We start from the raw sequence: 22,637 nt of genomic DNA, 5'->3' as shown, positions 1-22,637 counted from the left end.
ATAACAGCCGACACATCGGTCGAAGTGACAGGCGAAAGAACAGCCGAAATGCCGGTCGAAAAGATAGCCGAAATGCCGGATTCCGATCGCAGCGCTTCCTCGTTGGCTGCGCCGGCAGAAGCTGCAGATCAGCGGAATTCCGCATCCGAGGAGGCTGCTTCCTTATCGTCTGCCGCCGTATCATCCAAGGTCGTATCATCCAATGCTGTATCATCCGAGGTCGCATCATCCACCGCATTGTCTGACGTCAAATCAACTGACGGCAAATCTTCTGCCGCAGCGTCTAACGTCGCATCAACTGACGTCGCATCATCCGAGGTCACAGCGCCTACTGCCGCATCGTCGGCTGTTTCCATACATTCGGTCACTGTCCCAATTGGGAGCGTACGTGCCCGGCTGACCGCCGAAGGTCAAGAAGACTTCCGGGCAGAACTCTTCCGGCTGCTTGCTGGTGCCGATCTGCCGATTCTGGAGCTGCATAAGGAAAATCTGACGCTGGAAGACGTGTTCCTGAAGCTGACAGAAGGCGATGAAGCGCCGCTGCCGGACAGCTCCTCTACCGGAGGTGAGCACGTATGAATCGTATGATGGCTATTTGCGGCAAGGAGCTTCGCCTGTATTTTTTGACGCCGACTTCATATTTTGCCTTTGCTATTTATATCCTGATGTCCAGCTTCATGTTCTACGTCGACTTCGTCACTTATCAGCCGAGCATTATCGATTACCGGCTGATCCTGAGCGATATGCTGTTCATGCTGCTGATCGTGATTCCTATTCTGACAATGCGCCTCATTTCCGAAGAGTTTCGTCAGGGAACGGACGAGCTGCTGCTCACTTCCCCGGCAAGCGTAACGGAAGTTGTACTGGGCAAATATCTGGCTTCACTGGGCGTGCTGGGTATGCTGTTGATCTGTAATCTGGTATATCCGGCCGTTATGTCGCTGTTCGGTGATCTGAATTTGACGACGCTCTGGCTGTCCATGCTGGGAGTTTTCCTGATGGGCGCGGCCATGATGGCGATCGGACTGTTTGCGTCGGCACTGTCCCAGCATCAGATGGTGTCCGCTGTCGCGGGCTTCGTGCTGCTGCTGATGTTCTGGCTGGCGGGATCAATGACGTCGCAGAACGAAAAGCTGGCGTCCTGGATCGAACCGTTCTCGCTGCCGGACCGAATCATGAACTTGACCAAAGGTGTCGTAAATGGACCCGATGTCATTTTCTACGTGTCGCTTGCGGCGCTGTTCGTTGTGCTCAGTATTCAAGTGATCGAACGGAAACGGTGGAGGTAGAACGATGAACAAAAAATCAGAAGCAACTCAAAACCGCTCGCGGCGTGTACTGCATCATACGAATACGCTCGTCGTTGCGCTCGCATCGATCGGCATTTTCGTACTGCTGACCCTTTTTCTGACCCGGGTATCCGAATTTCAGCTCGATTTGACCGCAAACAAGCAGTACACGCTGTCGGATCAGACTCATTCGGTTCTCGGCAGGCTGCCGGACACGATTAAGGTGGAAGTGTTCACGAACCAAGATGCGGACGGAGAACTGGTCACCCGCGAGGTAACGGATCTTGTCCAAGAATATGCGAAAAAAAGCAAAAAGCTGGACGTGCATACGTACAGTCTCGTTCAGCAGCCAGAGCTGGCTCGTCAATATGGGCTTACCTCAAGTTCTGTTGTACTGACGCACGGAGAAAAGTCACAGACGCTCACATTTTATGAGATGTTCGGCTCGGCCGACAGCAGCTCCTACACGTTCCTTGGCGAATCGAAGCTGACCGGGGCGCTTAACTCGCTGATCTCGACGGAAACGCACAAAGCTTACGTGCTGACCGGCCACGGCGAGTTTGATTTAACGCGGCTTACGCAGCTGACCGACAGTCTGAAAGCCGACAATACTGAGGTAGAAGAACTTCAGCTGTATCAGGCAGGCAAGATTCCGGACGATGCCGACCTGCTGATGATCCTCGCGCCGCAGAACGACCTGAGCGATGAGGAGTTGAAGCTGATTCAGACCTATCTGGAAGGTGACGGCAAGCTGTTCCTGTCGTTGGGATTCAATCCTGATATGAAGACGGCGTGGAAAAATATCGATGCCCTAATGGCCGAATACGGAGTCACCGACGAACATGCCATCGCGGTCGATCGTACGAATACACAGCTGTACGATCCGCTGACGGTAGTACCGAGCTATGAACAGCATGCCATTACGGAGAAGCTGCACGAGAGCAAAATTTATCCGATGACTTATCTGTCTGTAGCACTGAGCGAGGCTGAGAAGACACCGGAAGGCTTCACGCTGTCGCCGCTGCTGAGCACGTCGTCGGACAGTTACGGCGAGACCGATCTGGCTGGACTGCTGCAGTCCCAAAGTGAGTACGAAGAAGGCACTGATTTGAGCGGTCCGCTGTATCTCGGCTACGCAGCAGACGACGCCGATGGCAAGCCCAAGGCAGTGCTGCTGGGGACATCGTATTTCTTGAGCGACGATCAGATCGGCGAGCAGGGCAACAAGGATCTGGCGCTGAACAGCATCAATTACTTGAGCGGCAGCCAGAGCGATCTGACGATTCGTGCCCGCGAGCAGCAGCAGTATGAGACGGCTTACCTGACGGCACCGCAGGCACGCTATATTCTGATCGGCACGATGATCGTTTTCCCGCTGGTCTTCGTATTGGCCGGCGTACTGCTCTGGTGGAGGAGAAGACGCGTATGAAAAAATACATTCCGACTCTTGTGCTGGTCCTGGTCTTCGTTGTCGGATTGGGTTATGCGTATTCGCAAAACTTGTTCGGCGAGGAGGAAGAACCGGCTGCGGCCCAATTGACCGACATTGATACGTCAAAGATCGCCGGTATTCGGGTTGCGAATGGCGATCTGACCTATCAGCTGGTTAAAGCAGGCGAAGACTGGACATTTACCGAGCCGCAGAACTATCCGGTCAACCCTTACTCCGTCGAGTCCTGGCTGGATACACTGACTTCGGCTCAGCAGGGAGACGTGGTGGAAGAATCGCCGGAAGACGTTTCCCGCTATGGGATCGATGCTGCGAAAAAAGGCATTACGCTGACCAAGGAGAACGGCGAGGTCGTCACGATCGGTATTGGCGATGCGCTGCCGACAGGCAGTGCTCAATATGCAAGGATAGACGGAGGGGCAGTCATCGGGGTCGATTCGAATACGGTGTCGTCACTGCTGCCGAGCATTACGACGCTTGTCAATACGACACCGTTCAACTGGGACGATGCCGATCTTAAGGAGCTGACCTACGAGCGTGGATCTTCTAATTGGACGCTGAAAAATTCGTCTTCAGACGCTTCTTCGTCAGGATGGACATTAGATGGCAAAGCGATCGAAGATGCCGAAGCGACTACTGTTTCCGGTTCGTTGAAATACATCGCCAGCGACCGACTGCCGGTGAAGGCCGATACGCTTGACAGTGCGGATAAAGATTTTACGCTGAAGCTTGTTAGAACAGAGAACGGGGCAGAGAAGACGCAGATCTATACTGGCAAGAAAGACCCCGATGTCGATACGCTGGTCTGGGTAATTCCGCCGGATAGTCAATGGGCCTATGCGGTCAAGCCGGATGAATTGAAAGCAGCGGAGACTCCTTTAAAACAATAAAATTTTAACTTAGATACTTAAAAATCCTTATCCTTTTAACACAAGGGGATAGGGACTTTTTAATTGAATTTTCTCTAAAAAAACCAGAGGTGTGAAATATAAATTTATGATACAATCACTTTTGGTTCTATAGACATATAACATAGGGGGAAGAAAAGTGGTAAAAAAGTTTTATTTAGTAAGTTTGGCTTCTTTTTTATTAGCATTGTTTTTTGTAATGCCAGCAAGGGCTCAAGGAGAAATTAGGTTAACGAAAGATTTGCTAACTGACTCTTATAGTAAAAGAGATGTTTCTTTCGATAAGTGGAGTAATGGTGCTTTCGAAGATACAGATGGGAATATTATAGATAAGGGGATTGGTTTTTTTCCATACTATAGTGATACTCACAGAATGTTTGCAGTGTTTAATGTATCAGATTATCAATTTACCACTTTTGAAACTACGGTTTCTTTAGAAAATGCTTGGCGAACAGGAGAACTAGGTTCTACTGGAATGATAGTATATGCAGATAATAAAGAAATTTTTAATAAAACATTCAATAATGGGACACCCTCTGAAAAACTTAAGCTCTCTGTTCCAACAGGAACAACGTTTATTACTTTAGCTGTGACTCAGCAAAAAGGTGCACAAGGTCGTCATGGGGCCATTTTTGGAAATCCAGTATTGACTAATAACTTACCTTCCTCACCTTCGTTCAGCTCTGTCTCACTCGCAGGCATTGGCACGGCTTCTTATAGTAACAGGGATACGAAATATGGCAGTTGGAATGATAATCCGTTCAAACTGCCTGGAGAAGAGTTTGTTGGACATGGTTATGGTTTTAGTCGATATTATTCAGATACATATGAAATGTACGCAGAATTCAATATAGCTGATTATAACTATACAACTCTCGAAACTAAGGTTTCTATAGATGATAATTATCGGGTTGGTGATCGAGGAAAGACACAATTTTTAATTTACGCCGATGGAAAAAAGATATACAGCAAATGGTTCACTAACTTAACGCCAGCAGAGAATGTTCAAGTAGCCATTCCTAAAGGAACGACTTATCTGAAACTTCAAGTTGTTCAAGACCCAGGGTTACAAGGATCACACCGTGCCATATTTGTCAATCCAATTATGACCAATAAGCTGCCATCTAAGGAATCAGAAGACTTTATCAGATTGCGTAGCATTGGGATGGCAGAATATAGTGGGAGTAGGGATATATATTATAGAAATTGGAGCAATAGCAGCTTCCAAATGACAGATGGAAGTTTGATTTCTGAAGCATACGGATTCTATCCTTATTATTCCAGTACTACAAACATGTTCGCCAAGTTTTATACAGGCGATTATAATTTTAATACTTTACAGACTAAGATTTCTTTGGATAACAAATGGCGTACAGGAGATCGAGGCAAAACTGTGGTTAAAATTTATGCGGATGACAAACCTATATACAGTTATACCTTTACGAATAAAACTCTAGCTCAAAATGTATTGGCAAAAGTTCCAAAAGGAACGCAATACGTCACATTGAAAGTTGTTGAAACTCAAGGTAGTGCTGGTGGGCATGGTGTCATTTTTGAAAATCCTATGTTGATCGATAAGAAAGTATCAACCAGCCTTAAAGCTTCTCAAATCAAAGTAATGAATAATAAAGGCGCCTCGGATAAAGTCGTTGTATCAGGACTTAATAAAAATGAGATAATTAAGGTTTATGCTGCTAATGGTAACCTTCTTGCTTCCGCTAAAGGCAGTCAAAATGTTATTTTAACGATCAAGCAGCTTGGTAAAAATAAAGGTGTGGTCTATGTTACTCGTACCTCAGCAGATATGCTGGAAAGCAGTAAAGTCAGTGTGAATTTTAGCGCTGAAAAGTAAGACATATACTGTATGACGGATTATGAAATCAAGAGAAGCACTTGTTGAAGACGAAAGGCTGCATGTGAATCGTTCCAGAACGAGCTGCTGCGCTTGGATTGACGATCCGTCATTAAATGAGATTGGGAGAATTTAAGTTGAAATTAAAAAAACAATTAAACAAATCAGGTGCTTTGTTTTTGGTACTGTCGCTAATGTTCATGTTATTTTCTTCTTCGACGCTCAATGCTAAAACAATGAATGCTGAAAGCATTTTTGCGAAAAAGTTTCCAAAGGAAACCATATTGATCATGAAATCCGCTGATCTCAATAATGATAAGAAAAAGGAAACTTTTATCATTACTCAATCTGGAAAATTTTACTTGGTCAATTCAAAAGGATACGTTATTTATATACGGGGTGATATCGAGGCAGATAGCGACTTTGGTCCGCCCGAAATTCAATTTGTAAAAGCAAGTGGGTCAGAGAAGTTTGTAGCCGTCTCCTATCTTTATCCACCCTCAAGCACTTATATGCATGTTTACAGACTTGTAAACGGAACTCTTGTAAATAAGTTATCTATCAGAGGCGACCTATACATTGAACTTCGACCTAACGGCGAAATTTTAAACCATTGGAAAAAATATAATTGGGATAGCGGGTGGACCGAAAAGGTCGCTATTTATAAGTGGAGTAGTTCTAAGCAAAAGTATGTGGCTTCCGGACAACTTGCTTCTTCTAGTGCAGCTAAGTAGATCAATTACCACCGTGATTTTCAGTTCTTAAATCTTCAAGTTTTATATGTTTAATTCTGTTTTTGCTAAATAACTTGTTTGTGTTTAGAATACAAAAGCTTACACATAGAAATGAGAGAAAATAAAATGAAAAAATGGTTAGGGAAAAAGCCGTTCATCCTGCTGCTTGCATTAATCGTATTCACAAGTATGACAATGCCGGTAAATGCAGAACCAAAGTCCAAGAGCGGTAAAGCTGTAATTCAAGTAGGGAAAAAGAAAACATATGTTAATATTAAAGTTGCACACGGTATTACTTATGTGCCGATCAAGTCTCTGGCAGCAGCGGTAGGAAGCAATGTCGTTTATTATCAAGACTATGGTATGGATGTGTACGACGTTTATGAAGTCCGCAGCTCGAAGGCAATCGCGACCTACCTTGGAAATGATTATTTAGGGTATGATATCTTCACACGTAAAAAGGGTTATGAGAGAAACCCGGAGCTGGATAAGAGCTTATATCACGCATCATGGAACTGCGAACCAGAATCAGATAATTGTTGGCTGGATGAAGCCAAAGACACAGGACCTTTTCTTTCGGGAAAAACATTATATGTTCCTCTTCGACTTAGTGCCAAGGCACTTGAGATGAAGTTAACCGTTGGACGAGATTCATCAGGAAAGCCGTTGTACACACTGAAATAGAAATATAAAAAAGGCATCCGGAGAGAAACAATAACCGGATGCCTTTTTTATATTCAGTATTCCTATTTGCTCTCCACCGCGCCCTTAGGCTGCGGCTTCTTAACCAGACCTAATTTGATCAAGAACGTCTCGATCGACAGTCCCTGCACCAGCAGCGAGAACAGCACGACGCTGAAGGCGAGCGCCAGAATATCTTCGCGGCCCGCGAATTCGATCGGCAGACTGAGTGCTAGCGCAATCGACAGGCTGCCTTTCAGGCCGCCCCAGTTCAAAATATGCTTATACTTGGTTTCGAAACCTTTGATCGGCGCCAGCGAGAGATAGACGGCGACCGTGCGCGCAATAAGCACGATCACGATGGCCAGCAGCAGCAGCGGCCAGCGTCCGCTGAAATCAATATTGCGAATCTCCAAGCCGACCATCAAGAAGATGAGAGAGTTGGCGATCAGCGCGATTGTATCCCAGAATGTGTCGATATTCATGTGTGTTGTCTCCGACATGCCGACCCGGCGTCCATAGTTGCCGAACATCAGGCCGCCGGCTACGACAGCGATAACGCCGGATACGTGCAGCGCCTCGGCAATGAAGAAGCAGCCGAAGAACAGCAGCGCCGAGAGCGCCGTCTCGAACGGATAATCGTCGAAGCGGATGATGATGCGCGAGAAGATGAAGCCAAGCAGGAGACCGAGAACCGTTCCGCCCAGTGCGAACTGCATGAACAGCAGCAGGCCGCTGCCGACGCCTGTCCAGCCCATCTCCATATAGGTGAGCAGATAGATCGAGGAGATCTGGAACAGAACGACAGCGATTCCGTCATTGAGCAGCGATTCGCCTTCAATAATCGTTGTGAGCTTTTTCGGGACTCCAAGCGATTTGAAGATCGAAATAACACTGATCGGATCGGTGGCGCTCATTAGCGCGGCGAAGGTACAGGCCACGATGAGCGGCAGTCCGAGCAGGTAATACGAGCCTAGCGCGATCAGTGTAAAAGACAGCAGCGTTCCCGCTAATGCCAGCGCTAATACAGGCTTCGCCTGCTCCCGTAGATGCGAAAAAGGCGTTTTGAGCGTAGCATCGCCCAACAGGATCGGTAGGAACAGCGAGATGACTACCGCCTGGAACACATTGCTCTGCGTGATGTAATTCTCGGCTTCTTCCAACACCGGAATGTTGACAAGCCCCAGCACCAGACCGATCACAACCAGTGCAATCGAATACGGCCGATTCAGCTTGTTGGCGACGCCAACTACGGCCATTGCGATTGCCAGCAGAATCAGGATTTGAATAAAGACTTCATTAAAGTGATGAACCATGACTTTCCTCCTGTACGAATAGGCTTTGTCGAATCGATATCGAATCGTCTTCAGACTATTACCCATTACGTATAATATGTTCGTCCGGATTCAGAATCCCTTTCCGTCATTTTCCATTATCATTATACCCGACGTACCGGATTTCCGGTCAGATGAGTGTGATATCCAGGAGGCATGGGGTCGGTAGGCACAAACGCCGAACTGAATAAATGGCAGAAAAATAATCGGATACGAGAAGGTGCTTGCGCCGTCGACGGAGTTTGCGGAGAGACCGGCAGCAGCTGCGATCCGCGTCAGTGTGTTCCCACTACTTCCAGTTGGATCCCGGCCAAAAGCCTAAAATAGATAATAAAAAGTCAGAAGCACACAATATAATCTCCAAAACATAATGGCCGAAACGCACGACCAGACACGCATTTTCGAAAAAGTACATAGGTTTTAGCATATGGAAAGAATTTGTAGTAGAATAAAGATAATTTTTTAAAATACATAATTTAAGAAAGAAAGGATTATTTATGAAAGAAGATTTGCCTACATTCGCTTACATTTTGATTGTTGCACCTATCATTTGCGTTTTGTTTTTGGTTTTTAAAAGTGAACTTTTGATTCCACCGGGATACGACTTGGCAATAAACGGATATGTGATTTCCCGAACGCTGATCATTATTTTCGGTCTTTACCTGCTGACGAAGCTGGGATATTTTATCTTGAGAAATACAAAAAAGGATTAGTCTGTGACTGATCCTTTTTTGTTTCGATGCGAACTTTGGACTACTTTGGAGCATTCATTATAAAAAAGAGACTTGGCAGAGAGAACAAGAGGAGGTTAAAGACATGGAGCAAAACAAGAAAAAAACGGTAGGGATTCTGCTGATCGTAATATCCGCCGTTGTCGTTATAGCCGTAACTGCAGTCATCGCACTTGTCATACTTGGGGTTATGCAATTTCAAGCAAATGATGCTACTGGTACCTATCAAAGAACAGACGGGCAGACCGGAGAAGTAGAGACGATCACTCCACCTGTGAAACAGCCTTAACATGAACAGCTGCTGGTTCGTATCCAGCTTTGATCGGCGGTGTTCGCGAAGTGTGAGATTGGCGGAGAGTGAGACGAACCGGCCATGTCGGCTATGAAAAACGGATTGAAAAGTGGATCGAAAAGTGGATCGAAAAGTGGATCGAAAATGAGAAAACGGCTCCGATTCGTTCGGAGCCGTTTTCTCTTGTTCCAGCGCAGCCTGCAGCGGACAAGATGTTCGATCATAGATTTACCTGGACGATGCTCGGAATATTGTCATACATCCACCTTCAGTGCGCTCACATATACAGTTCGCTTGCATATGGATTGGATATCATACGTCCTGCTGCAAAATTCGCATAAGAACGTTTTGTGTCGGGTGTTGACGTTACTTCACACCGAGCCGCATTCGGTAGCTGAATAATACTTCCTGCTCTCTTCCCGCGAAAAAGTGTTCAACCTTACGGCCGAACGCCTCGGCCGTTGCCCGCACGTCTTCCGCACCGCGCTTGATCGCACTCTGCATGCCGCCTTGGCTCAGCGCAATATTCGCATACCGCTCCGCACTGCAAACTTCTCGATTGTGGAATACGACTTCCCGCGTGTAGCGGAACAGTCCAGACTTCCGGATCTGCATCAGATGTTCTTCTTTGGGCCATTTGTGGGCGTGTTCTTCTTCGGGAGCCAGTTCGACCGAGCGGCGGTCCGCGAGATTCGAAAGCTCCGCATATGCGGCTTCGATGTCCGCATTCAATACCGGCGGCCAATCGCAGTCATAGACCGCAGCGACGCCGCCGGGGCGCAGAACGCGGGCGAATTCGGCCAGCGACGGCTGCGGGTTCATCCAATGAAACGACTGCGAGCAGGTGATCAGATCGGCAGAACCGTCTTCAAGCTCCAGATGATCGGAATAGCCTTCACGGAACTCCAGATTGGAAGGGCTTCCTGCGGCGCGCCATTTCTCTTCGGCGATCTTACGCATGTCTCCACTCGGTTCGATTCCAATGATTCGTTCGGCAAGGTCCAGCCAGAGAAAAGTCGACAGTCCTGTTCCGCAGCCTACGTCGACAACCGTACGAGGAGTTCCTTCCAGATACGTTTTCAAAATGCGGACGACTTCCTTCGGCGCAGAAGGACGGTTGCGGTCGTACAGCTCGCCGAATCCGGTAAAGCGCTCTACATTGTTTTTGCGAACATGTTCCAGCATTGGCGTTTCACTCCCTCTGGGATATGTTGAACTTCCAAATTCTTCTTCTCACTATATCAGAATCGTACGCACAGCTAAAATGATAGGTCCGTCAACACTGTGTAACTGTACTCGCAGAAGCAAGGTTGCAGGCAACGATTCTCTGCAATCTGACGTCTATTCGTTTAGAGGGAGAGCGAAAGGATTTTGAGGCGTTATTTCGATAGCCAAGAAAGAATACGGGAAAGATGGAATCCGGAGCGGGCAGGGAATTGGCGAATAAACGGGGAATTTACAAAGCAGTCGAAACACATCGCAGTCGAAACACATCGCAGTCGAAATTATCGTAATCGAAGCACATCGGTAAGCTGCCGGAAATATTCGCTTTCACACACGTATCGCAAAGGAGGGATTCCGTACTGATCGTCATTTTGATGACCGTAGTCGTTCTGTTCGTCGTTGGCGTAATCTCGGCTGTGCTGGGCAGTCGGCTGAAGCATCCTGTCGCACTGATCGTCAATTTGCTGCTGATCGGAACGGTATTCCTTCTTGGGTATGGAATGAGCATCGATCCGGGCTCTCCTTCGGGTAACGGCAATCCCGCGCTGCTGCTGGCCATTCCTCTGTCTGTTCTAGGCTTGCTGCTGATCTACCAGCTGTATGCGAACCGCTTGCTTCGGCTGCTGCATCCCGCCGTGTTGGTCGCCGTCTTCATGGGATTGTTGGCGCATCAAGCGGCGGGCTTCGAACTCCAGCATATCCGCTACCACGATCTTCGGGAAGAAATCGTATCCGCTTATATCATGGCAGAACAGCCTGTAGATTGGCATCGTATCGAGAACGTAACTTCCGGAATGGATTCCATGCAGATGAACAGTCACTTTTTCCATCTCAATACGTACTTTCTATTCATTGCCTAGCCGGCACTGATTGCCATTATTCTGCTGCTTGCAAGAAAAGCGTCTTTCGGTCATAAGCGGCCTCATAAGATGTGGGGAAGGGAGAAGAGAAAATGAATTATTTTTGGAAAATGAACCTGTTTAGCCTGATGGCTGCGATACCTTTGGCCCTGTTTGCCCTGCTTGAGCTGAATATATACCGACTGGAAAGAGTTACGGGATGGGGATGGGAGATGCCGATCTGGATTGTAGGACTCCTTGTCCTTGCTGCGGGTCTTGTGCTGCTGCCGATGTATGTCCGCAAGCATCTGCACCGAACCGATCGGCACGGCTGGCTGCTTATACTCTGGCTTCCTTATTTTTTTGCTGAAGTCATTGGTTTCGGACAGTTGCTGCCAATAGATCATCCGGGGGATACGCCGGGAGGAGGCGCAGGATTCATGCTCATGTTCATGATGCTGCTGTATCCGGTGTATGTGCTGATGGTGTTGATGTTCAGTCAATTCAAGTGGGATTTTGGAGGCGGAGAGCGCAGAACAGCCGAGTTTGACCTTCAGCGTAAAGCCGAACAGGAAGAGCAGTGAGCATTAGCTGGATCGGGCGCGATAACGCTCGGCTGCGAGTTGGGAGTAGAGCATGCTTGCACAAATACAGGAAGAGGAGTCCGAGAAATTGATGGGAACGCATCCTGACGAAAAATACTGGAATGCCGCCTACGCTGATTCTTCGTTTCGCCCCGATCATGACGGCTGGCTGGAACGCTACATCCCGCTGTTGGAACCGAACCAGGGGAAGATTGTCGATCTCGGATGCGGCTTGGGACATAATGCGAGAGTTCTGCATACAAAAGGATTTGACGTATTAGCCTGCGATCTGTCGGAAAAAGCGCTGGAGCGGCTGCGGCGTGAGGAACCGAACCTCAATACGTTTCGTATGGATATGACGGAAGGCCTGCCGTTCGCAGACGGAACGCTGCAGGCGGTTGTTGCGGACCTCAGTCTGCATTATTTTTCGGAAGAGGCGACGCATGGCATCATTCGGGACATTCGCCGGACTCTGCAGCCGCACGGACTGCTGCTGTGCCGGGTGAATGCCGTCGGCGAAGTGGATGACAAGCGGGATTGTGCGCTGATGGACGAAGACGATCCTTATCTGTACAAGAGCGAAGACATCTTGCGTCGCTTTTTCAATGAAGAAGAGATCGAGAAGTATTTTCCGGAAAATCAATGGGAGACACTGGAACGACGGGAATACGACTCGGGAAGATATGGCAGGATCAAAAGGCTTTGGGAAGTCGGTTTGAGGAGGAAGTAAAAATGAAAAAAATCGGGCGCTGGAAAAATCCGTGGCTCATTGTGATTGCTTGTCTGTTAATAGCGAGTGCAGCGTTTAATTTTACATTGTTCACCGCTGCGCGGGAAAACAGCTTAGCCGCAAATGGGTCGATTAGAGAAGTGATGAGGCTGATCAAAAGTGCAGATTCACAGCTTAACGGTGCCATTCAAAGTATAGAAGGAGGAGCCGGAGCGGCGGAAAGCCTGTCCAAGGTTGCCCAAGTACGAGTAAGGCTGACGGAGGCCGCCGGGCTGCTGGGTGGAGTCAGACAGGAAGCTTCCCGTTACATAGACGAGATGCGTTTTTATAACCTAACCGATACGCTAAGATTATTTGATCGACATCTGGAGAGCGAAGTTACAGCGGGCTGGCAGGAAGGCGACGCGGCACTGGACGCTTCGCGGGAGCAGGCACTGATCGAACTGCGCAGCATGAAACTGGACCTGGCACAGCTGGCAGATCTATCACGGGACCCCAATCATGATTTTTATGACGTGAAGGATCTTGTTCAACGCTGGGAATCGGCAATAAGGCAGCGGGTTCAAGAAGATCCGAATACGAAGCTGCATCAGGAATTGTCCTGGCGGTACGGGCTGTAATAACAGCTTCTCCAACAGAAGGGAAGAAGAAAATAAATGATCGAATGACGTACGGGCATGATGAAGGGATAGACAGAACAGGCTATAGAAAAATGCCAAGCTACTGTAGCGGGCTCGTCAGTCGAGTTTTGTCCGTGAGTTTGTTCTTTTTACCGTTAAAATCCGAAATTGCTGAACAGCAGGCCGCTCAACGGGAAATGCAATCCCGGCAGGCGGTCTGCTGTTTGTTTATAGAGAAAAAACGAAAATATGTGATACGATGTTGTAAACGTTATCAAGCAGACATGCAAGCAGACATAGAAGGGGGTTCGTGGATGGAACAGATGTGCAGGGTTCTGATCGTAGACGACGAGGTGCTGGTGCGGCAGGGCATCAGGCATTATCTGGATTGGGAAAAGCACGGTTTCCGGATCGTAGGGGAAGCTTCTAACGGCAGAGAAGGACTGGAGGCGATCGAGCGGCTGCGTCCTCATATTGTGCTGACGGATATTGTCATGCCTATTATGGAAGGCGAAGAGTTCACTCGCCTGATCAAGAAACATCATCCCGAAATCGAGGTGATCGTACTCAGCAGTTACGGAGAATTCGATTATGTTCGCTCGACGTTTCAGAATGGCGTTGCCGATTATATTTTGAAGCCTAAGCTTGAGACGCAGGAACTGCTGCGCGTGCTCCAGAATACGGCCAAGCGGATTCCTTCGATCCGCTATACGGGCGAAGGCAGCGGAGCCGGCCCGGACGCCGAATCGCTGCTGGAGAAGCTGGCGTCTGGATATGACGCCGATGAAGCCGCTCCGCCCGCCGTGCTGGCGGAGCTGTTCCCGCACGCCGAATTCGTGCTGGTCGGCCGTCTGAATCCGGCCGGCCGGCGTGCCGGCGGCGCGCAGCACGCCGGCGAATCCGGGCCGCTGCTCGCGGAGCGGCTGCGCCAGGCGCTCGCAACGGCCGAGCCTCTCGCGGCCGCCCTAGGCCCGGCGCGCGTGTACGGGCTGCCGGCTGCGGCCTTCGGAGCCGCCGCCGGCAGCGAAGCCGCGCTCGTCGGCCTAGAGGCCGGTCGGCGCACGGCGCTTGCAGCCGCGCTGCGGCAGTGCGCCGCGGCCGAGGCCGACCCGGCCGATCGGTCGGCCTCGGCGTTCGCGTCGTCGGCTGACACTCCGCCGTCAGGAACGGCTGAGCGTCAGGAACGGCCATCCGCCGCATCGGATGCGTCTGCACCTTCGGAGCGCCCGCCCGCTTCGTCGACTGCCCGTACGGATTCCTCCGCTTCCGGCGAAGCACGGACTCCCGGCGGAACCGGTCCCAGAGATTCCCAGTCTTTCGGTTCAGATTTGAACGAGTCCCATTCGGCTGCCCCGGGTTCGGCCGGCTCTGCCTCGAACCGTTCCGTTTACTGGGCTGCTGGAGAGTCCTTCAGTTCGCTTAGAGATTTCGGTTCGTCTTATCGGAGGCTTCGGGAACTGCTGGAGACCCGCTTTTATTTCCCCGACCGCAGTCTTATCCTGCCGGAAGAGCTGCCGAGACCGGGCGAACCGCTGCCGTCTTTCGATTTGCATCGCTTTACGGAAGAGATCAAGCGTCAGCATTTTGATAAGGCATTCTGTGAGCTGCGCGAATATGCGGCCAAGATGGCGGGAGACTACCGTTCGACGCCGATGGGATTAAGATCTTTTCTTGGCAATATCGTATTCAATCTGATTACCCTGCTTGGCAATATGGATTATGACGCTTCCGATCTGGAAGAAGCGAAATACGGTTTTTTCCGGGAGATCGAAGAGGCTCCGAACGCTCCGGCCGCCGTATCGCTGCTGGAAAATGTGCTGTGCCGAATAGAGTCCAAAGTCGCGAAGCATACCGATCAGCCCGGCGATGCCAACATGAAGAGACTGCTGGCATATATCGACGAACATTATGCGCAGCCGTTGAGCCTGACAGGGCTTGGCCGACATTTTCATTTTAACCCGTCGTATTTGTCCAGCTACTTTGCGGCCCATAACAAGGAAGGGTTCAGCGAATACTTGAACAAGATCCGAGTGACCAAGGCTGAGGAACTGCTGCGAGGGGGCGAGCTGAGCATTTCGGAAATCAGCGGCCGCGTAGGCTATTCGGACCCCGGCTACTTTACCAAAGTGTTCAAGAAACATACCGGCTTTTCACCAAGCCAATACCGCAGACAGCATCCGTCGGGAAGATAAGGAGGAACGGTCATGAAAGCATACTGGCGCCGGTTCCATGCACAGCGGCTGTTCGTCAAGCTGTTCCTGGTCATGGTCGTCAGCACGGTAACCGTCTGTGTCGTCACGTCGCTCGTGACGGTCCGCATGTCGGAACGGCTGTTCACCGAGACATTCGGCATTACCAATTCCAAAGTGCTGTATCAGATCCGTACCGGCATGGAATCGTTCAATGACTCTGTCGTCAATGCCGCTTCGCACGCTGCACAGAACGGAACAATCAAGACGTTTCTCAGCGGAGGAGAGAGCGATTCGGTTCGAATGGCGGGCACGTATTTCGGCATGCACCAGCAGATGAGACAGACCAAATCGAATGTCGATGCCTATAACGTCGGAGTAACCGCAGTAGGCGTCAATGGCCGCACCTACTCGACGGATCGCAACTATTGGCCGGTACCCGAGGACCGTTTGATCGACCATTCGCTGGCGCAGCGGACGGAGGCCGAGCCCAAGCGTCTGCTGTACCAGTACGACGAGGAACGAGGAGAGAACGGAGAGAATATCTCTTATATTGTCGCCTCCAAAGCCCTGATGGAACGTACGACAGGCTTTGTGTACGGCAAACTGTATATTTCAATCCGCGAAGACGAATTTCGCCGTTTCTACGGCAACTTTACGAGTGCCGGCAACGATGTGCTGATTTTGGACGGCTCTGGCCGGATCGTATCAAGCAACCGTGAAGAGCTGATTGGTACGGTGTCGAAGCAACTGCTGGACTATGCGGTACCTTCAGAGGGAAACGAAGAGATTGTCCGCCGCAGCGCAGATGTGTTCGGCCGGAATTCCATTTTGCTGTCCAGCTACATTCCCGAATACGACTTCTATCTCGTCAATCTGATCGACCGCAATTATGCCGCCGGCAAAGTGGTCAATCTGCGCGATCTGATCCTTGTAGGCGGGCTGATCGTGGGCGCGGCGCTGCTTCTCGTGTTCCTGATCACCCACAGACAGACCCGCTCGCTGACCGTGCTCGTTCGGCAGATGTCGACCGTTACGGCCAAAAATTTCGATAACTATGTTCGAGTGACCGAATCGTCCGGTTACGAAGTGCAGGAGCTGAGCCGTGCTTACAACTATATGCTGGATCAGCTGAACGATTATATCGCCCGTCTGCTGGAGACGCAGAAAGAACAGCGAAACGCGGAACTTGCAGCGCTGCAGCGGCAGATCAATCCTCATTTTCTGTACAATACGCTCGCTTCGATTAAGATATTGGTGCAAAAAGGCGATAAGGAAGCGGCGGCGGAGACGATCAATGCACTCATTTCCCTGCTGCAGAATACGATCAGCAATGTCAGCGAGACGGTTACGATCGAGCAGGAGCTGGAAAATATGCGCAATTACGTCTTTATCAATCATGCCCGCTACGGCGATCGCATCCGGGTAAACGTATTTGCTGCACCGGACTGTATGCACTATAGAGTACCGAAGCTCATTATCCAACCTTTTATTGAAAATGCCTTTTTCCATGCGTTCAACGAAAAACCGGAAGGTATGATTTATGTGCTGGTCTCACAGTCGGAAGGGAAATTGATCTGCGAAGTTAGCGATAATGGCGACGGAATGGACGATGCGCAGGAGTGGACCGGGACGGAAAATGGCGCTGCTCTGCCGAATTCAAAAAGCAAACGGCAGCTGTTTACCGGCATCGGTGTACGCAACGTCCATAACCGAATTACGCTGTTGTACGGCGAAGACTATGGAATTACGATTGACAGCCGAAAAGGCGAAGGTACGAAAGTGCGCATCATCCTGCCGTTGATTACCGAAGAAATCTAATGGATGGATTACCAAAGAAACCTGATTACTTGAGCTTGCCCGCTCTGTTTGATGCAGAGTTAGCGGGCAAGCTCATCTTTAAAATGTGCACATTTCTAAAAAAATTACCATTGGTAACGCTATCATATTCGCAATACATAACAAATTCCCCATTCCGTACAAAGATATTCCTAACTCCTGCTGCAGAGCGGATGCTAAGATAAAACTCGTAAAGCAACCGCTTACATCACTAATTATTAGAGATTTAAACAGGGAGTCAGACCTAAATTACGGACAGGAGATGAGTGAATATGAAAGGATTTAAGAAATTATGGCTGCCGCTGTTGGCATCCGCAATGATGCTGTCGGCCTGCTCGGGCGGCGGAGGCGGAAACGCAGCAAGCTCCGACCCGGAAAAGAAAGAAATTACAATCTGGGCTTGGGACCCGAACTTCAACATCGCCGCACTTAATCTGGCCAAAGAAAAATATACTGCCGATCATCCGGATGTGACAATCAACATCGTGGAAAATGCGCAGGCTGATATCGTACAGAAGATGAATACAGGCCTGAACTCGGGTACGACTAAAGGACTTCCAAACGTTGTTCTGATCGAAGACTATCGGGCTCAGAACTTCCTGCAGGCTTATCCGGACGCATTCCGCGATATGTCGGATAAGATCAAAGGGGAAGATTTCGCAGACTACAAAGCGGGACCGACAAGCCTGGACGGCAAGCAGTACGGCATTCCATTCGACTCCGGCGTAACGGGGCTGTATATCCGCACGGATTACCTTGAAGAAGCCGGATATACGGTAGACGATCTGATGAACACCGACTGGGACACATTCATTGAAGTCGGCAAAAAGATCAAAGAAGTTACCGGCAAAGATATGCTTACCCAAGATCCGAACGACCTTGGTATTCTGCGCCTCATGCTGCAGTCGGCTGGTTCGTGGTATCTGAAGGAAGACGGCACGACTCCTAACATCGCCGGCAACCCGGCATTCAAAGGAGCGCTTGAAACATACAAAGCGTTGTTCGATGCCAACATCGTTAAGATGAATTCCGACTGGAGCCAATTTGTTGCAGCCTTCAACAATGGCGATGTCGCTTCGATTCCGGTCGGCAACTGGATCACGCCTTCCGTTAAAGCGGAAGCTTCGCAATCCGGCAAGTGGGCAGTCGTACCGACTCCGAAAATGAAGGGCGTTCCAGAATCCGTCAACGCTTCCAACTCCGGCGGCAGCTCGTGGTATGTCATGAATGTGGACGGTCAGGAAACAGCAGCAGACTTCATGGCTTCGACATTCGGTTCGGACAAAGAACTGTATCAGCAGATGCTGGACGAGATTGGCATCATCGGTACGCTCAAAGCGGCATCCGAAGGTGATGCGTATGACAAAGCGGACGAATTCTTCGGAGGTCAAAAAGTCTATGCGGACTTCGCAAAGTGGACAACTGAAGTACCAAATGTTAACTACGGCCTGCACACTTACGCAATTGAGGACATTCTGTCCGCCGAACTTCAAAACTACTTGAAGGGCAGCAAAGATGTCGATGCCGTGATGAATGACGCACAGGCTCAAGCGGAAGCGCAGCTGAAATAAAGCTAAACTAATTTCTGGAATCAGGCTGTGAAACCGAGCTTTGAAATCAGACTGTGAAACCAATCTTTGAACTCAAGTCGAAGTAAAACGACACCTCGTTCATTAAACACCCGGCGGATTTTCGGTATCCCGTACCCACCCATGACGGATACGGAATCCGCCGGCTTTTGTATCATCTAATCCAAGCGGCGAACTTCCGCTCGCGCGTTGTGTTTTCAAACGGCAATCCAAGTTTGAAAGCACACCGTGAGCGCGGGGGTTGTTCCGCCATGCCAATTCAAGGAGGAATGCCGGATGAAGACCGCAGATTCCGCAGCCGGTTCAGGCTCCAATACGTTCCGGCCAAGCCGGAGCCGCCGCTTCAAATCGGGACTGGTCGGCTGGTTGTTTATCGCCGCCGCGGTACTGATGATCGCCGCTTTTTATTTCTATCCGATGATCCAAGCCCTGATCCTGTCGTTCAAGACCGGGACGGGCATGAACCTGAAATTCAACGGACTCGCCAACTATGAGCGGTTATTCACGGACACCATGTTCCTGAGCGCTGTCAGCAATACATTTATCTATCTGCTGTTCCAGGTTCCGATCATGATCATTTTCGCACTCTTTATTTCGGTGCTGCTAAACGATCGTAAGCTAAAGTTCAAAGGATTTTTCCGCACCGCGATTTTCCTGCCCTGCATCACATCGCTGGTCGCATATTCGATCGTCTTCAAGTACTTGTTTGCACCGGATGGACTGGTCAATGCCTTCCTGCTGAACATCCACTTGATCGGCGAACCGATTCAGTGGCTCACGCATCCGTTCTGGGCGAAAGTTACGATTATTATCGCAATTACATGGCGCTGGACCGGTTACAACATGATCTTCTATCTGTCGGGTCTGCAAAATATCGATCAATCGATCTATGAGGCGGCACGGATAGACGGAGCATCGGCAGTACGTCAATTCTTCAGCATCACTGTACCTCTGCTCAAGCCGATCATTCTGTTCACGTCGATTACTTCGACAATCGGTACGCTGCAGCTGTTCGATGAGGTCATGAACATTACAAGAGGCGGTCCGGGCAACGCGACGACCACCATTTCGCAGTACATTTACAATCTGTCGTTCGAATATTCGTCGGACTTCGGTTACGCGGCAACCGTATCGTATTCGATCGTAATCATGATCGTGGTACTGTCCTTTATCCAATTCAAAGTGGCGGGTGATCGAAATGCATAAAGCGAAAAGAGTATCCATGTATGCTTTCCTCTGTCTCGCGGCGTTTGTCTCGATCTTCCCGTTCTTCTGGATGATCGTCAGCGCGACCAACCTGTCGGTTGACGTCACACGCGGACGACTGCTGCCAGGTGCGCATCTGATGGACAATTTGCGCAATCTTACGAACAGCGTCGATATCTGGAATGCGCTCGGCAACTCGGCCAAAATCTCGATTTCGACGACGATTCTCGCTATGCTGATCGCATCGCTTGCAGGTTACGGATTCGAAGTTTATCGCAGCAAAGCGAAAGATATCGTCTTCTCCATTCTGCTGCTGTCGATGATGATTCCGTTTGCTGCACTGATGGTGCCTCTGTATCGCATGTTCGGGCAGATTACGAACTTCTTCCCGACATTTGGTATCGATACGCCGGCGGCGGTCGTGATCCCAACGTTTACAACGGCGTTCCTGATCTTCTTTTTCCGTCAGAGCACCAAGATGTTCCCGCGTGAACTGCTGGAAGCCGGCCGGATGGACGGATTGTCCGAGCTGGGATTGTTCTTCCGCATTTATCTGCCGACGATGAAAACGACTTATGCCGCAGCGGCGATCATCACGTTCATGGCGAGCTGGAACAACTACATGTGGCCGCTCGTTATCCTTCAGTCGCCGGAGAACCAGACCATTCCGCTGCTGATCTCGAACCTCGGTTCGGGCTACGCGCCGGATTACGGCCTGATCATGATGGCGATCGTACTGTCGACAATTCCGACAGCGCTGGTGTTCTTCCTGATGCAGAAGCACTTTGTAGCGGGAATGGTGGGGTCGGTGAAATAACCCTGCTCTCGCTGCAGCTTGTATTTTTGGGGAAACATGGGCGGGCGTGCGGGATGGTGTCGTTACGGTCGCGTGTTGAAAACGGGAAACTTCGATTGGACTCTAATAGTGAGTTTTCCCATTTTCAAAGGCGAACACTATAGCCTATGCTTCCGATGTGACTTTCTCTGAAAGTCTGCAGTTCCTTCACTGACCCCATCCCTTCCGACCTATCGTTTCCAGTAGGGAAAAAGCACAAGAACACAAAAGCATAAGAGCGCAAGAGTAGGGTCCTTTCACCGTTTGAAGGTGAAGGGGTGGGAAGGATTTAAGCTGTCGAGAAATCTCGACAGCTTTTTTGTTTTTTAGAGCAAGGGAAGCGGGAAGAGAGATGAAGGAGCAAAAGTAAGAGTAAGAGTAAGAGTAAGAGTAAGAGTAAAGGCAAAAGCAGGGATAAGAAACAAAGCAAGAATGAGAGCAAGAGCAAGAGCAAGAGCAAGAGCAAGAGCAAGAATAAGAGTAAGAGCAAGAGCAAGCGAGAAGAGGTGGCGAAAAGGGGCAAATCGGTTTTGAGCCTGCTTTTTCAAGGACATATCAAGCTGCGGTGTGAAATAAGTGCGCTCATGCAATTATTTTTCGATATTTTACGGTTATAAGAGGAATAAGTGCATCAGTACAACTATTTGGGTGAAAAGCAGAAAAAGAGAGGGGAAGCGGGCAATTAAGTGTACTCCAGCACTTATTTCGCTTAAAACAGGCAAATTGAATAAATTAGTTGCACGACTGCACTTATTTTGCCAAGTCATTCCGTGAAGGGTCTGGATGCGGCAATAGCTCGAAGTTGGCACTTAAGCTTTTTAACTCGAAGTTGACACTTAAGCCTTTTAACTCGAAGCTAGCACTTAAGTCTTTTAATCGGGAGAAAAAAAGAGCGGGCAAACTGTGTACTTATCCAAATTGGCAGGTTTTAAAACGTAAAATCAAAAGGATTAAACATAAATTTCAAATTCGTTTAGCCTTCGCCTGACGGGGTACAAAATCAATAGAACAATAACAACTGGAGGTGCTTCAAGATGGCGACGAAGGAACTGGCTCTGCACGAGAAACTCGAAGTACATGAACTTGTAATTCTTAAGACATCCTGTGTCACCAAAGCGGTAGCAATGTCGGGATTGGTTCAAGACGACAACCTGAAGGCATTGATTGAAGAAGACATCGAAAATTCCACACAAGCAATCGACGAACTGAAAACACTTTTGATGAGCTGAGGAGGTAATAGAGATGACGACACCTAAATCGATGACAAAAGAAACGTTGGTTAAAGCGGTAACTCCAATGGACGATATGGCAATCGCTACAGATATGCTGCTGTCTGCCAAAACGGCGGTACGTACTTATGCGGTGGCTCTGACAGAAGCGGCTTCGCCGAGAGTTCGTAAAGTGCTGAAATCGCAGCTGGATATGGCGATCAAAACGCATCAGAAAATCGCCGATTACATGATTGAGAATGAGATGTATCATCCTTACGATCTCGAAGAGCAGATTGAGCATGATGTGAAAAAGTCGGAGATCGCGCGCAATCTGGTTGAAACAAAGTAAGAATCGAGTTGTCCGAGAGACCCGCTTCTCCGTGAGGAGTAGCGAGTCTCTTTTTGTTTCAAAGTGAACGGTAAACCATAAAGCGAACGGTAAACCATTCAGAATATACGGAAACGATAAGTCCGAATTGTATACACGTTTGACAATTGAT

20 protein-coding genes are annotated in these 22,637 nt (G+C 49.3%); 18 read left to right on the top strand and 2 right to left on the bottom strand.

Translation table 11 applies throughout. From position 1 onward, the window contains the following. Positions 1-575: 575 nt before the first annotated feature. From F456_RS0108625 to F456_RS0108600, 6 genes are all read left to right on the top strand, one after another. Positions 576-1,289, top strand: coding sequence for an ABC transporter permease subunit (locus F456_RS0108625; protein WP_018976614.1), 714 nt, complete (start codon positions 576-578; stop codon positions 1,287-1,289). A gap of 4 nt (positions 1,290-1,293) precedes the next feature. Next, on the top strand, positions 1,294-2,718 hold the full coding sequence (locus F456_RS0108620) for a GldG family protein (protein WP_018976613.1): 1,425 nt from the start codon (positions 1,294-1,296) through the stop codon (positions 2,716-2,718). Beyond that, positions 2,715-3,629 carry a DUF4340 domain-containing protein gene (locus F456_RS0108615; protein WP_018976612.1) on the top strand — a complete coding sequence of 305 codons (915 nt, stop codon included), beginning with the start codon at positions 2,715-2,717 and terminating at the stop codon, positions 3,627-3,629. The genes F456_RS0108620 and F456_RS0108615 overlap by 4 nt, the downstream gene beginning before the upstream one ends. 157 nt (positions 3,630-3,786) lie before the next feature. Further along, positions 3,787-5,499 carry an NPCBM/NEW2 domain-containing protein gene (locus F456_RS23550; RefSeq protein WP_018976611.1) on the top strand — a complete coding sequence of 571 codons (1,713 nt, stop codon included), beginning with the start codon at positions 3,787-3,789 and terminating at the stop codon, positions 5,497-5,499. 137 nt (positions 5,500-5,636) lie between these two features. After that, positions 5,637-6,233 (top strand): hypothetical protein, encoded by a 597-nt coding sequence (locus F456_RS0108605; RefSeq protein WP_018976610.1) that lies wholly within the window; start codon positions 5,637-5,639, stop codon positions 6,231-6,233. Positions 6,234-6,359: 126 nt separating this feature from the next. Next, the gene (locus tag F456_RS0108600) at positions 6,360-6,917 is read left to right on the top strand and encodes a hypothetical protein (protein WP_018976609.1); all 558 of its coding nucleotides are present in this window, start codon (positions 6,360-6,362) and stop codon (positions 6,915-6,917) included. A 62-nt stretch (positions 6,918-6,979) separates the two neighbouring features. On the opposite strand, the gene F456_RS22145 is transcribed toward F456_RS0108600, so the two are convergent. Next, the gene (locus tag F456_RS22145; protein ID WP_018976608.1) at positions 6,980-8,230 is read right to left on the bottom strand and encodes a cation:proton antiporter; all 1,251 of its coding nucleotides are present in this window, start codon (positions 8,228-8,230) and stop codon (positions 6,980-6,982) included. Between the two features lie 834 nt (positions 8,231-9,064). Between F456_RS22145 and F456_RS0108585 the strand changes: the two genes are divergently transcribed. Further along, on the top strand, positions 9,065-9,268 hold the full coding sequence (locus F456_RS0108585; RefSeq protein WP_018976606.1) for a hypothetical protein: 204 nt from the start codon (positions 9,065-9,067) through the stop codon (positions 9,266-9,268). 369 nt (positions 9,269-9,637) lie between these two features. On the opposite strand, the gene F456_RS0108575 is transcribed toward F456_RS0108585, so the two are convergent. Then, the gene (locus tag F456_RS0108575; RefSeq protein WP_018976604.1) at positions 9,638-10,456 is read right to left on the bottom strand and encodes a class I SAM-dependent methyltransferase; all 819 of its coding nucleotides are present in this window, start codon (positions 10,454-10,456) and stop codon (positions 9,638-9,640) included. A gap of 413 nt (positions 10,457-10,869) precedes the next feature. Between F456_RS0108575 and F456_RS0108570 the strand changes: the two genes are divergently transcribed. The 11 genes from F456_RS0108570 to F456_RS0108520 all read left to right on the top strand — a co-directional run bounded on the left by F456_RS0108570 (position 10,870) and on the right by F456_RS0108520 (position 22,486). Beyond that, the gene (locus F456_RS0108570) at positions 10,870-11,355 is read left to right on the top strand and encodes a hypothetical protein (protein ID WP_018976603.1); all 486 of its coding nucleotides are present in this window, start codon (positions 10,870-10,872) and stop codon (positions 11,353-11,355) included. 92 nt (positions 11,356-11,447) lie between these two features. Next, positions 11,448-11,918 (top strand): hypothetical protein, encoded by a 471-nt coding sequence (locus tag F456_RS0108565; RefSeq protein ID WP_018976602.1) that lies wholly within the window; start codon positions 11,448-11,450, stop codon positions 11,916-11,918. A 52-nt stretch (positions 11,919-11,970) separates the two neighbouring features. After that, positions 11,971-12,648, top strand: a complete 678-nt coding sequence (locus F456_RS0108560) for a class I SAM-dependent methyltransferase (protein ID WP_018976601.1) — start codon at positions 11,971-11,973, stop codon at positions 12,646-12,648. A gap of 2 nt (positions 12,649-12,650) precedes the next feature. Continuing rightward, a complete protein-coding gene (locus tag F456_RS0108555; protein ID WP_018976600.1) occupies positions 12,651-13,268 on the top strand; it encodes a hypothetical protein in 618 nt (205 codons plus the stop codon). Positions 13,269-13,582: 314 nt separating this feature from the next. Further along, complete coding sequence (locus F456_RS23545) at positions 13,583-15,460, top strand: response regulator transcription factor (RefSeq protein ID WP_018976599.1); 1,878 nt, start codon at positions 13,583-13,585, stop codon at positions 15,458-15,460. Between the two features lie 12 nt (positions 15,461-15,472). Then, positions 15,473-17,278 (top strand): cache domain-containing sensor histidine kinase, encoded by a 1,806-nt coding sequence (locus F456_RS0108545; protein ID WP_018976598.1) that lies wholly within the window; start codon positions 15,473-15,475, stop codon positions 17,276-17,278. 290 nt (positions 17,279-17,568) lie between these two features. After that, entirely contained in the window at positions 17,569-18,867 is a 1,299-nt protein-coding gene (locus tag F456_RS0108540) for an extracellular solute-binding protein (protein ID WP_018976597.1), read from the top strand. Between the two features lie 294 nt (positions 18,868-19,161). Next, entirely contained in the window at positions 19,162-20,091 is a 930-nt protein-coding gene (locus F456_RS0108535) for a carbohydrate ABC transporter permease (RefSeq protein ID WP_018976596.1), read from the top strand. Beyond that, positions 20,084-20,908 (top strand): carbohydrate ABC transporter permease, encoded by an 825-nt coding sequence (locus F456_RS0108530; protein WP_018976595.1) that lies wholly within the window; start codon positions 20,084-20,086, stop codon positions 20,906-20,908. Before F456_RS0108535 ends, F456_RS0108530 begins: the two co-directional genes overlap by 8 nt. 1,052 nt (positions 20,909-21,960) lie before the next feature. Next, a complete protein-coding gene (locus F456_RS0108525) occupies positions 21,961-22,155 on the top strand; it encodes a terminase large subunit (protein WP_018976594.1) in 195 nt (64 codons plus the stop codon). Positions 22,156-22,168: 13 nt separating this feature from the next. Next, positions 22,169-22,486 carry a spore coat protein gene (locus F456_RS0108520; protein ID WP_018976593.1) on the top strand — a complete coding sequence of 106 codons (318 nt, stop codon included), beginning with the start codon at positions 22,169-22,171 and terminating at the stop codon, positions 22,484-22,486. Positions 22,487-22,637 lie beyond the last annotated feature (151 nt).

It is taken from the genome of Saccharibacillus kuerlensis DSM 22868, assembly GCF_000378145.1.
Taxonomy (GTDB): domain Bacteria; phylum Bacillota; class Bacilli; order Paenibacillales; family Paenibacillaceae; genus Saccharibacillus; species Saccharibacillus kuerlensis.
This window is presented reverse-complemented; position numbering and strand designations above follow the sequence as displayed.